Raw genomic sequence first — 12,135 nt, 5'->3', positions numbered from 1 at the left:
GCCGGCATGATCCAAGCTGCCGTCAGTTACAAGCGTCATCGTTTTCCGCCGTCCATAATTGCGCATGCCGTCTGGCTCTACGTTCGATTTCCTCTGAGCCTACGGCTGGTGGAAGAGATGCCGTTCGAACGCGGCATTGCCGTTTCCTATGAGACGGTCCGGTGCTGGACCAAGAAGTTCCGCCCGGAATATGCCAGCCGTCTGCTGAGGAAAACGCCGAGCTCAAGCGCTGTGTGGCACTTGGATGAAGTCGTTGCTACGATTGGTGGTACGGAGCGCTAGCTGTGGCGCGCCGTCGATCAGGATGGCTATATTCTCGATGAAATCGTCCAGAGCCGGCGTAATAATAAGACTGCCAAGCGTCTGTTGATCCGGTTGATAAAGAAGCAGAGATGCCTGCCGAAGCGCATCGTCACGGATAAGCTTCGCTCTTATGGAGCAGCCCGACGCCAAGTCATGCCGGCTGTCGAGCATAGATCGCATAAAGGCTTGAACAACCGCGCCGAGAATTCACATCTGCCTTTGCGAAAACGAGAGCGGGTCATGCAAGGATTTCTGTCACCGGGCGGATTGCAACGCTTCGTTTCAATCTTTTCGGCGACCCGAAACCTCTTCGTGCCGCCTCCATCGAAACACACTACTATAGCCACCCGCCTGTATCGCCGTCAGGCCATGGCAAATTGGAACGCCGTCGCTGGCGTCACCGCCTGATCGCGATACATCCGTCCAAAATCGGCTTGGCGAATTTAACCTGACATCACCTCATTTCTTGCTTGATGACCTTTCCGAGCCGCTTTACGCCCTCGCGAAGGGAGGTGGGCTGACCTGCGAATGTCAGCCGTAGGAAGGAGCCTTCTGTATCGGCCGGAAACCATGTGCGACCGGCACTGACGACGACGCCTTGCCGGGCCATTTCTGCCGCAAGCGCAACGTCCTGAATGTGATCCGGCAGGCGCAGCCAGAGATGCATGCCTCCGCTCGGCACCTGAAACGTCACGCGATCTCCCAATTCCAAGCGTAACGCGCCGACAAGGGCATCGCGGCGCTCGATCAGAGCTGCACGGGCAGCATTGAGATGGCGCTTCCAGCCTGGTGTGGAAACAACCGCCAAAGCAGCCGCCTGCAAGGGACCGGAAACAAAGAAGTCGTCGCAGCCACGAGCAGCCTTCAGACGGGCCAACGCCGCCCCGCGTGCCATGACCGCCGCGACCCTCAATCCCGGGGCAGCGGATTTGGCGAGAGAGCGGATATAGACGACATGCCCGTGCCGGTCGCCAGCCGCAAGAGGCGCAAGCGCCGTACCCGTCATATCGAGATCGCGCGCCCAATCGTCTTCAATGACGAAGGCCCGCGCTTCTGCAGCGATATCGAGAACGGCGGCACGTCGCTCTGCCGACAGGATGCTGCCAGAGGGGTTGGAGAACGTCGGCTGGCTGTAGAAAACACGGGATCCCGTCTGCCGGAAGGCGTCAGCCAGTAGTTCCGGTCGGACTCCCTGTTCGTCCGTCGCCACGGGGACAAGTTCAAGGCCGGCCGCGCGGGCAGCGGAAATAGCACCCGTATACGTCGGCGTCTCCACGAGGACCGGACGCCCCGGCGGAACCAGCGCACGAAAGGTCGTGGCGATGGCCGACTGTCCCCCGCCGCAAATGATAGCGTCATGGGGAGAGAACACCGCGCCATCTCCGACCGCGCGCGCGAACCATGCCCGCAAAGGCTCCAGGCCCTCGATAGGCAGGCGATCCCAGAGTTCTGGCCGCCCGGAGGTCTGCCGGAGTGCATTGGCCAGCAGGCTCGACGCCTGAAGGTCCGGCGGCAGGTAGCCCATACTCAGGATCAGGTTTTCGGGCGGTGGCACGGTCAACAGGGATTCCATGAATCCGCTGCCCGCGCGCGCGGCTCCGAGCGCGACGGACTGCCAGGAGAAATCAGACCTGTCGGTCGTGCTTTCCTTCGCCTGACGGACGAAGGTTCCCTGACCGGGGCGGGGCTCGATCAAGCCTTCGCCGACAAGCTGCGCAAAGGCCCGCTCCACCGTCGCCGGACTGACGCGATGGTCCTTGACGAGCATCCGCACGGAAGGTAGCCGCGTTCCCGGCCGGGCGGCAGCTGCCGCGTCCCGCAAGGATTGAATAACGATTGATAGTCTGTTATCTCTCTTCATGAAAAATATAGATAACACTTCTCATCAGGTAACGGAAACGCTTTCGAAGCCCGTTACGGTCGATACGGCTCAGCATATGCTGGCCGGAAGATTGCCCGTCAGCCTCTTCGCTCCCTATCTCATAACCGCCGTGGCGCTAGCCATGGCCTATGGTTCGAGCTTCCTGCTTGCCGACACCCTGCGCGCGGCCGGGTATGCGGCATCAACGGCGGGCTCTATCGTCAGCGTTGGAACGGTCGCGACGCTCGTCGGCTCCCTGTTTGCTGGACGCCTAGCCGAACGCACCGGCATCCTGCCGCTGCTCGCCACATCCGCGTCGATCATGGCGGCCGCGATGGCCTGCTTCGCCATGATCGGAACCGGCGGCCTGCCACTCGCCTATGCCGGCGGCCTTCTGCTGGGCCTCGGTTGGGCGATCTTCTATATGCTGGCTCCGATCCAGCTCATCCATTGCCTCAAGCCTTCCGCGCGCCTGGAAGCGCTGACTCACCTGTCGGGCTCGCAGATGCTCGGGATCGGCGTGTCCGCGCCCTTGGGCCGTGTCATCGCCGATCATTTTGGCGGCCCCAGCAACACCTATGCGTTCTATGCCGGCTTCTGCGCCCTCGCGGCGGCATTCTCCCTGGTGATCCGGAGGCGTATGGCCGTTCAGCCGCAGTTGCCGATGCGGGCGGTCGCCCTGTCAGTTCCAGCAACCTTGTCCATTCTCCGGGCAAAGACGGTCGCGCCGGTGATCATGATGGGGATCGCCGCCTGTATGTTCGCAGGGCTCTCGACGTTCCAGAGCCTCTATGCGGATTCGCGCGGATTGACCCCGGATATCTTCTTCCTAACTTTCACCGTCATCACGGTCGCCTTGCGCTTCTCTGTCGCACCCATGATCGGCAAGCTGGCGCTTGGGCCGTTAGCGCTCGCCCTCTTCGTTGTGACACTCCTCGGCCTCACCCTTCTCGTCGCCAACGCGGGTAGCTCAATCCTGTATATCCTTTCGACCGTCCTCTTTGCGGCGGGTTATGGCCTCACTTATTCGACCCTGAATGCCATGGTCGTGAACTTGGCTGGTGAACGGGGACTGTCTGTCCCAGTTGCGTCTCAAGTGTTCACGCTCGGCTATTTCGTCGGCCTGTTCGGCTTTCCCTATTTCGCTGGCAGCCTGATCGCAGCCGACGGCATCGACACCGCACTCCTCGTGATGGTGGGGCTGGTGACAGCCAACATCGCGATTGCCGGCTGGATGCTGCATTGGACACGAACAGAAATCGCCTAGAAGCGGATCTCGCCGACCGTGATGACGGTGAAAGTCAGACGGCGATGTCCCTCCGCAGTACCATTGATGGTCCGACCCGTTTCCGAAGCGCTGCATCAATTGGCGCCTATCTGGGCCTAACGCCGCGGCGCAAGCAGTCGCGCGAGATGCCACAGGTCATATCTCTGGATGGGGCGATCGGCCTACTGCGGACCTATCTCTTCGAGGCGGCCAGTGTGCCGCTGCATCTAACGAGGCGTTGGTGCGCGCTGAAGGTCGTGGGCTGCGGCTGGCCAAACGCAATGGCATGAAGAAGGCGCAGGTCACCATCGCCCGCAAACTGGCCGTCATCCTGCACTGCATCTAGGTCGATGGCACTTCGCTCCAGTGGGGCAAGGAGCCGGCCTAACTATAACATTCTCTCGAGATCGCAGGGTTGACCCAGGCCTGTGATGTCCCGCCGGGACGGTGGTTGTAGTGATCTCGTTCAGTCAGCTGTGGCTCCAGTACCGCGCTAAGCAAGTTGAGGCATCCAACTCGAACATCATCATGAGGCCATGGCCTCGACAAGGACCATGACCCTGGCACGGACAACAGACTTGACAAGGTTCCGCAATTAAAGGGCCGATTGCCAGGCCAGCACTATGAGAAGTTTTTTGAAGCACTCGGGAGGCGTTCCCCCTTGGTCCAAAGCTTCGCGATCAAATTATTGATGGTATCGCCTTGAGAGAGGCACCCTCTACGCGATCAGAATGAACTCCGCTGCCGTTGGCCGGCAACTACGAAGCTGGATGATATGGCTTGCCGGCTCTCTGAGCGCCGGGCGACTAGTCAGTAGGTTTGCTATCGGGTTCCGAATGGAGCGTCATTTCGGAGATTATCCATCGCTCTAGTGCGCGCACGTCTCGCCGATCCTGCGCTTGTGGTGCGATCCACAAGCTTGTCTTTCGCGGCCCTGGAACAAATCCGAACGGCGCGACGAGGCGTCCAAGTGACAAGTCCTGAAGTGCGAGCATGTAAGGCGCAACAGCGAGGCCCAGACCGGAGGAGGCTGCCTGAAGCATGAGATAGAAATGCGCAAATTCCGTCTGAGGAGGCAGATATGCTTCCCCAGCATCAGAACTCTCGAGCCACTCGAGCCAGGCCGTCGGCCTGGTCTGTGTCCTGAGTAGTCGTGCTTTCGGAATATCTGATAGGTTCCGGATATCTAGCGATTGAGCAAGTTCAGGCGAGCAGACAAGGCCGATCCATTCCACACCAAGGTCGCGGACTATGATATTCCTCTGGGGCTTGATCGTGCTATTCCGGATGGCAATGCTGGTGTTGTCACGACCAAAGTCTATCCGGTCGTGGTTCATGTCGAGCTTAACCTCGACTTCGGGGTGCTGTTTGTAAAACAGGCTCATTCGCGGAACTAACCAGCACATCGCCATGGAGGAGGAGCAGGAAAGCGAGAGCGGTCCCGGCCGCATGTCTTCGAGTGTGGCATAGATAGTCTTGAATGCCGCCGCCAACCCCTCAGCGAGTATGACCCCTTCAGGTGTGATGTCGATCGAGCGCACCTTGCGGATAATCAACGGTTGGGCCAGCGCCGCTTCCAGTGACTTGACGTGCCGGCTCACAGCTCCGTGTGTGACGTTGAGTTCGGCTGCCGCAAGAGAAATGCTCTTGTGCCGCGCAGTAGCCTCGAAGGCTCGCAGGGCATTCAGTGATGGAAGCACACTCATCAGATTTCCACAGACCGTCCGGGCTCACGCGTGACAATAAATCATATATAGACGAACATAAGTCGTTTGTCACCCGCATCGTCGCCCGTCAATATCGCCTCAGGACTGGTGGGCTGCACGCATTAACCGGAACTGAACGGCGCATGTGCGGTGCTCGAACCCGTGAGACACGGACCTTGGGAGGGGCTATGATAAAAGACTTCTGCAGAAGCATTGCACACATCCAGTCTGTGTCGTCACGTGCCTGACAACCGCCGCCGTGCGTTCGGCCGAGCGCGGGTTAGATGCCTTGGTTGCATCGGCCGTAATCCTCAGGGCATGGGCAAACCAATCAATCATCACGTCAGACTGTCTTCGGTCCGACCGAACGACGGTGGGGCGGTGACTTACCGGTCTCCGTCGACTGGCAGCAGATCCGTCGCCTGAAAGGCGGCTACGCACAAGGACAAGAGAATGGCCCTTCAACGCATCGAAGCCGATTACATCATCGAAACCGCGAACAATCCGCACAAGGCCGCGGAGGTGATGGCGGGTGAACAGTCCAGTGGCACCTTTGCCAAGGTCCCCGGCGAGACGCCTGAGCTGAAAGCGCGCGCCGCAGCCCGGGTCGAGTCCGTCGAGGTCATTTCCGAAGCCGATCTGCCTTCGCTTCCGGGGGCGGCGGGTTATGACAGCGCACCGATCAAGAGAGCCCGCGTCACGCTGTCGTGGCCGATCGACAATATTGGGCCATCCCTGCCCAACCTTGTCGCGACCGTGGCTGGTAATCTTTTCGAATTGCGTGACTTTTCCGGCTTGCGCCTGCTTGACATGCGCCTGCCCGAAGCCTTTGCCTCGGCCTACCCAGGTCCGCGTTTCGGCGTCGCGGGGACGCGGGAATTGACTGGGGTGACGCAAGGACCGCTGATCGGATCTATCGTGAAGCCGTCTGTTGGTTTCAGTCCTGAGGAAACCGCGGATCTCGTGCAGACACTGTGCGAGGCCGACATCGACTTCATTAAGGATGACGAGCTGCAAGCGGACGGTCCGACTTGCCCATTCAACGATCGTGTTCGCGCCGTTATGGCCACCATCAACCGCCACGCCGACCGGACTGGCAAGAAGGTGATGTTTGCCTTCAACCTGACGGGGGATCTTGATCAAATGCGCCGTCGTCACGATGTGGTGGTCGAACACGGCGGTACCTGCGTCATGGCGAGCCTCAACTCGGTTGGCTTGGTCGGAATGATCGAGCTGGGTCGGCACAACGCACTGCCGATCCACGCCCATCGCAACGGTTGGGGTTATCTTACCCGTCATCCCATGCTAGGCTGGTCCTACGTCGCCTGGCAGAAGTTGTGGCGTCTGGCAGGGGCGGACCACATGCATGTGAACGGTCTGCAGAGCAAGTTCTCCGAAAACGACGACAGTGTCATCGCGTCGGCAAAAACGTGCCTGACGCCGATGTTCGACGCCAAGTCGTGTATCGCCATGCCGGTCTTCTCTTCCGCGCAAACGGCTCTTCAAGCTCCCGCAACCTATGCGGGATTGGGTAGTGCGGACCTCATGGTGGCCGCCGGCGGCGGAATCATGGCTCATCCGGACGGACCAGCCGCGGGCGTGAGCAGCTTGCGTCGGGCTTATGAAGCGTCCATTGCTGGGATCAGCCTTGAAGAGGCCGCACGGGACCATCCCGCATTGGCGCGGTCCTTGATGGGCCAAGCGGCATGACAGCGCCCGGTTTACCCAGCGGCCCGTTGCTCGGGTTCTATGGTGACGACTTCACGGGGTCAACCGCCGTTCTTGAGGCGATGACCCTCGCGGGTTTGCCTGCGGTGCTGTTCCTGCAAGCGCCTGATGCCGAGCTGCTTTCCCACTTCAGCGATTGCCGTGCGATCGGGATTGCGGGGATTGCCCGCTCTCAGAACCGGGCCTGGATGAGCCAGCATCTGCCGTCCATCTATCACGTCCTTGCCGACCTGGGCGCTGCGATCACGCATTACAAGGTCTGCTCGACCTTTGATTCATCCGCTGAGCTTGGCTCGATCGGTCACGCGATCGACTTGGCGGCCCCGATCTTTAGCAGCGGTTGGATCCCGCTCGTCGTGGCTTCGCCGGATATCGGGCGCTACCAGACGTTCGGCAATCTGTTTGCTCTCGCAGGCGACAGGGTTCATCGGCTGGATCGTCACCCTACCATGGCTCACCATCCGGTCACTCCGATGAGCGAGGCCGATGTGCGCCTTCACCTAGCCAGGCAGACAGATCGCCTGATCGGTCTGATAGACTTCGTCGCCATGAAGCACGGCAGATCGGATGAAGCCCTGTGTGTGGAACGTGATCGCGGTGCGGAGATCGTCGCGCTTGATGTGATCGACAACGACACGCTGACTGAGGCTGGCCGACTGATCTGGACCTACCGCGGCGCACGGCAGTTTGCTGTCGGCTCGCAAGGTCTGGAACATGCCCTGATTGCCTACTGGAGATCAGAGGGCCTGCTGCCCACCGATCCCGCTCAGAAGTTTCACGCAGGCATGGCCCAAGAAATTGTTTGCGCATCGGGTTCCTGCTCGCCTGTCACGGCAAAACAGATCGCGCATGCCGAAGAAGCAGGTTTCGAGCTGATCCGGCTTGATGCGGCGCTCGCTGTTGATCCTGAAGCATGGCAAAGCGAGCTTGGTCGCGCGGGGGATCTGGCTTTGGTAGCGCTGGGTGCGGGGCGCTCGCCGCTGATGTATACTGCAGTCGGACCGGATGATCCGGCACTTGTCCGCATGAAGGATGCAATCCGGACAAGTGGCACCTCGACCGAGATAGCAAACGAACGCATCGGCGCAGGGCTGGGCGAGACGGTTTTTCGCGTCATGCACGACGGAAAAGTCGCGCGCGCAGCAATTGCCGGCGGCGACACATCGGGCCATGCGGCCCTGAAGCTGGGTATCCAGGCATTGACGTTCCTCGCTCCGATCGCGCCGGGCGTGCCGCTGTGCCGCGCGCATTCCTCAGATTCGCATGAGTCCAACTACGAGGTCGCACTCAAAGGGGGCCAGATGGGGCCACCGGAATTCTTCTCTATCGTTCGCAACGGGGGGAGGGCCGCCTGATGCCACAGTCAGACAGTCGAAATTCCTCAGCATTCAAAGTGTTGCGGCTGAACGCAAAAATCGCGGTTTTTCATCCAGAAAAGCTCAATTTCAGAACCCGGTTCTGAACAACTCGGAGGTGAGAATAGGAAATGAACAAGGTCATCCTGTTGGGAGCGGGCGGAAAAATGGGAATGCGGCTGGCTCGCAATCTGTCCCGGTCCGCCTATGAAGTTATCTATGCCGAAGTGAACGCCGAGCGTCGGGCCGCTTTCGAAGCCGAATTGGGGCGGACCTGCACCGGAGACGTCAACTTCTCCGATTGCGATGCGGTGATCCTCGCGGTCCCGGACAACGCCATCGGTCGCATCGCCGCGCAGATCGCGCCCGAACTGCGCGCCGGCACGGTGGTTATCGTTCTGGATGCTGCGGCACCCTACGCCGGGGACATGCCCGATCGTTCGGATCTGAGCTATTTCATTGCGCATCCCTGCCATCCGTCGATGTTCAACTGGGAAGCCGACGAGACTGCAGCACGCGATACATTCGGCGGCGCTGGAGCAAGACAGGCGATCGTCTGCGCCCTGATGCAGGGCCCGGAAGAGCATTTCGCGTTTGGTGCCGATCTAGCCAGTTGCTTCTATGCTCCGGTATCGCAGGTGCATCGTGCGACCGTCGAACAGATGGCCATTCTTGAGCCCGTGTTGTCGGAAACGGTCGTCGCTACATGCTTGACTCTCATCAACGAAGCCATTCTCGAAGCGGAGAAGCGCGGTGTTCCCTATGTGATGGCTCGCGACTTCACACTGGGACACATCTACGCGGAATCCGCCATCATCTTCGGGCACATCAAGGGGACGGCGATGTCGGACGGGTGCCTGAAGGCAATCGAGGACGCCAAGCCGAAACTTCTGAACCCCGAGTGGCGTCAGGTCTTCGAAAAAGACGAAATGGTCAAGTCGATCAAGTCGATAACGCAGGCGGTTTGAAACATGAACGTTTGGCCGAAGACCAGTAGCGACTGCAAGATTTTCGTGTGTGACACGATCACGATCATTTCCGAAGGTCATGCAGGGTCGGTGGTGGTTTCGGGATCGCACGGTGGACTGTCTTCGGCCAAATTCGTTCTTGGCAAGGGCCTTCTCGGAGTGATCTTCAACGACGCCGGAGGTGGCAAGGACGGGGCCGGCATTGCGGGGTTGGACGTGCTGGAGCGCGCGGGACTGCCCGCAGCTACGATTGGTTGCACCTCAGCGCGAATCGGTAATGGCGAACACATGTGGGTGCATGGCCGCATTAGCCATGCAAATCCTGCCGCCACCGCCCTTGGTGTTCGCAGCGACCAGAAACTGTTGGAAGCAGCTGAGCTTCTGTACGGGGACGCACCGGTGGAACGAGAAATCGAAGACGATAACGTCTCTACCCTGTTGCGATGCGGTGCCACCTGCGGTGACAACGATATTGTTGTGCTGGACTCCGTATCAATGCTGACTCCGGGGGACGCCGACAAGATCGTCGTGACCGGATCGCATGGCGGTATCCCCGCGGGTGAATATGCCATTCGGTTCCGTCCAGGCCTTACGGTCTTCAACGATGCGGGGGTCGGTTGCGACCGCGCAGGAATCGCCGCGCTGACCCGGATGGATGCTGAAGGCTTGGCCGCAGCTGCCATCGACTGCATGACCGGTCGAATAGGCGATCCTCGCGACATGTTGCAGCATGGTGTGATCAGTTTCGCCAACAAGGCTGCGCAGGCGCGGGGCGTTAAGCCCGGGTCGCCGCTTTCGGAAACGCTGGCGAAGTATCCACCAACAATGACCGCCGCTGACCGAAGCTCCTGATTTCAAGATCTGCGAAAATCCATTCGCAACCAACTAGCTGGCAACTCATCTCTATGCGCATCAGGAGGAAAACCAAATGACGCATTGTCACTGGAACTATAGCCAGCATCATTCTCGCAGCAGAGATTTTCAACTTTGCTGCCATGGCGGAAGAGTTCAACCTTGCCTCCACTGCGCCGCTCGAGTCGCACTGTGACGACGGGGCCAAGGCTTTTGCCGCCAAGATCGACGAACTGTCCGGTGGCAGCTTCAAAGTCAACCTGAAGCCGGCAGGCGCCCTGGGTGGCGAGCGTGAAGTGATCGAGGGTTTGCAGATCGGCGACCATCTATTTCGAAGGATATCCGCTCTGCGTGAATTCGTAATGAGTAACTGAAAACAAAGATCGCAGCGCATCGCGGTGATGCTTGCGCGGCAGACAAATTTGGGAGGCAAGAATGGAATATTGTACAGGCCTGAGCGCGCCCGAAGGCCCCGTTGCCCTGGCGAAAGGCGAGTTTCTTGTGGTCGAGATGGGAGCGGAACGTGGGTGTGTCAGCCATTTGACGGAGAACGCGCAGCAACGCAGAGAGATTGCGCGTACCGGCAGGCCAAACGGTCTCGCCACTGACGCGGATGGAGCGATCTGGATAGCAGAAACCAATCCGCCGGCTGTCCTGAAGATGGACATGTCCGGAAATATAGAAGTCGTTTGCACCAGCTATCTCGGTTCGCCTTTGCTTTTCCCCAACGATTTATGCTTCGGACCTGACGGCATGCTCTATTTCACCGACAGCGGCATCAGTGTGACGGAGCTTTCGCCCGACGGGTTCGTGCGCCGGGACTGGAATGAGGTGGAATATAAAGGCGCCGTGTATCGCCTTGACCCGAAAACCGGCGAAATGAAACAACTGTTCACTGGGATCCGCTTCACCAACGGAATCGCCTTCGGCCCGCGGGATCAGCATCTTTATATCGCGGAGACGCTAGGCGGAAATATCTGGCGATGTGAGTGGTCGCCCGAGCGCGTCGGTCCGCTTGAGCTATGGGCCAACACCGATCCGGACGAGCCTCTGCTCACCTTCCATGGACCGGATGGAATGAAATTTGCCCAGAATGGTGATCTCTATGTGGCTGTCTATGCTCAGGGCGAGGTCGTGGTGCTGGATCCGTCCGGGCGTGTCAAACAGCGGATCGCGACAGATGGTAACCAGCCGACAAACCTCGTTTTCGGTGCTGGAGACGAGACGGCTGTCTACGTGACCGAAACTGAAACTGGTACGTTGCAGAAATTTGAGGTTGGGATTGCTGGCCTCCCGCTGCACAACGGGGCTCCAGAGTAAGCGGTGTGCCGATGATTTGGCCGGGACTTCGTGATAGCTCCAAGGCATGAGCATCGTCGATGCGGCTCTGGAGATGGCCGGCGACGGGCGCTCGAGGACATCTCTGCGGTAGCCGTGGCGCCGTCTTGCCATACTCGCCGTATGCGCGGTGGAGTGGTGCAGTGCTATTACCGACATCGTAGCAAAGGCCCATGACCGGATTGTCGGCAAGACTTGGCGCCTGGGCGAAATCCCGATGTGACGTGCGGGCGGAACTCCAAAGGGGCGTTGAAGGAACACCAGCGGCCTTCGTCACCCTAGGTTCGGCATTGCTGGAAGCCCATAAATATTGATTTTCGCGCAGAGCTGAGCCGGTTATGGAGTGAAGAAGGGACGGCGTCCGCACTCGGCGCTGTTGTGCCATACTGTGGCCAAGGTCACAATCGGGAGAACCGTCCATCACAGTCGGCCCGGAAATCGCCAAGCCCATCTTTAGGGCCAGGACTTCGGTAACGGGACCGTTCCAGTCAAGCAAAAAGTGACGACCGCAGCAGCGCAGTCATGCTGCCAGTGCGGCAAATAATTCCTATAGATTCCCTATCGCCGATACCTAGCTCGCTTCGCCCTTCGTTTGAGGTCGCCCCGGGTTCATGCTTCGGTCCGTGGTCAGCGCGATGGCTGCCAACATGATGCTGGTTCAGTGCGGCAATTCCGATGTGCCCATCTCATTGGCGTGCTCGACCCGAGGCCGGCGACAGTCCTGACCACGGCATTATCGGAACCGCGTCCCGGTTGG

Annotated in this window: 10 protein-coding genes and 2 pseudogenes; 10 read left to right on the top strand and 2 right to left on the bottom strand. The window is 59.6% G+C overall.

Translation table 11 applies throughout. The annotated features are described in order from the left end of the window. Positions 1-6 precede the first annotated feature (6 nt). Positions 7-711 (top strand): annotated as a pseudogene (locus tag GA0061102_RS11015) (IS6 family transposase). Positions 712-757: 46 nt separating this feature from the next. On the opposite strand, the gene GA0061102_RS11010 reads toward GA0061102_RS11015, so the two are convergent. After that, positions 758-2,164, bottom strand: coding sequence for an aminotransferase-like domain-containing protein (locus GA0061102_RS11010; protein ID WP_092846792.1), 1,407 nt, complete (start codon positions 2,162-2,164; stop codon positions 758-760). Here GA0061102_RS11010 and GA0061102_RS11005 point away from each other — a divergent pair. Then, positions 2,163-3,431: an MFS transporter gene (locus tag GA0061102_RS11005; protein WP_092846790.1), complete on the top strand. Its 1,269-nt coding sequence runs from the start codon at positions 2,163-2,165 to the stop codon at positions 3,429-3,431. The genes GA0061102_RS11010 and GA0061102_RS11005 overlap by 2 nt on opposite strands. A gap of 44 nt (positions 3,432-3,475) precedes the next feature. Next, positions 3,476-3,721: a transposase gene (locus GA0061102_RS11000; protein WP_245297981.1), complete on the top strand. Its 246-nt coding sequence runs from the start codon at positions 3,476-3,478 to the stop codon at positions 3,719-3,721. 516 nt (positions 3,722-4,237) lie between these two features. Here the strand turns inward: GA0061102_RS11000 and GA0061102_RS10995 are convergent. Then, positions 4,238-5,137: a LysR substrate-binding domain-containing protein gene (locus GA0061102_RS10995; protein WP_092846786.1), complete on the bottom strand. Its 900-nt coding sequence runs from the start codon at positions 5,135-5,137 to the stop codon at positions 4,238-4,240. 453 nt (positions 5,138-5,590) lie between these two features. Between GA0061102_RS10995 and GA0061102_RS10990 the strand changes: the two genes are divergently transcribed. The 7 genes and pseudogenes from GA0061102_RS10990 to GA0061102_RS33495 form a co-directional block, all read left to right on the top strand. Continuing rightward, positions 5,591-6,847, top strand: a complete 1,257-nt coding sequence (locus GA0061102_RS10990) for a ribulose-bisphosphate carboxylase large subunit family protein (RefSeq protein ID WP_092846784.1) — start codon at positions 5,591-5,593, stop codon at positions 6,845-6,847. Further along, positions 6,844-8,220, top strand: a complete 1,377-nt coding sequence (locus tag GA0061102_RS10985) for a four-carbon acid sugar kinase family protein (RefSeq protein ID WP_092846781.1) — start codon at positions 6,844-6,846, stop codon at positions 8,218-8,220. The genes GA0061102_RS10990 and GA0061102_RS10985 overlap by 4 nt, the downstream gene beginning before the upstream one ends. 131 nt (positions 8,221-8,351) lie before the next feature. Next, positions 8,352-9,188, top strand: coding sequence for a phosphogluconate dehydrogenase C-terminal domain-containing protein (locus GA0061102_RS10980; protein ID WP_092846779.1), 837 nt, complete (start codon positions 8,352-8,354; stop codon positions 9,186-9,188). A 3-nt stretch (positions 9,189-9,191) separates the two neighbouring features. After that, complete coding sequence (locus GA0061102_RS10975; protein ID WP_092846777.1) at positions 9,192-10,040, top strand: hypothetical protein; 849 nt, start codon at positions 9,192-9,194, stop codon at positions 10,038-10,040. Between the two features lie 143 nt (positions 10,041-10,183). Continuing rightward, positions 10,184-10,414 carry a hypothetical protein gene (locus tag GA0061102_RS10970; protein ID WP_092846775.1) on the top strand — a complete coding sequence of 77 codons (231 nt, stop codon included), beginning with the start codon at positions 10,184-10,186 and terminating at the stop codon, positions 10,412-10,414. Positions 10,415-10,475: 61 nt separating this feature from the next. After that, positions 10,476-11,360: an SMP-30/gluconolactonase/LRE family protein gene (locus GA0061102_RS10965; RefSeq protein ID WP_092846773.1), complete on the top strand. Its 885-nt coding sequence runs from the start codon at positions 10,476-10,478 to the stop codon at positions 11,358-11,360. Between the two features lie 118 nt (positions 11,361-11,478). Further along, a pseudogene (locus GA0061102_RS33495) lies at positions 11,479-11,686 on the top strand (hypothetical protein); the annotation flags it as partial. Positions 11,687-12,135: the final 449 nt, after the last annotated feature.

It is taken from the genome of Martinezella miluonensis (assembly GCF_900094545.1).
In the GTDB taxonomy this organism is placed as follows: domain Bacteria; phylum Pseudomonadota; class Alphaproteobacteria; order Rhizobiales; family Rhizobiaceae; genus Rhizobium; species Rhizobium miluonense.
This window is presented reverse-complemented; position numbering and strand designations above follow the sequence as displayed.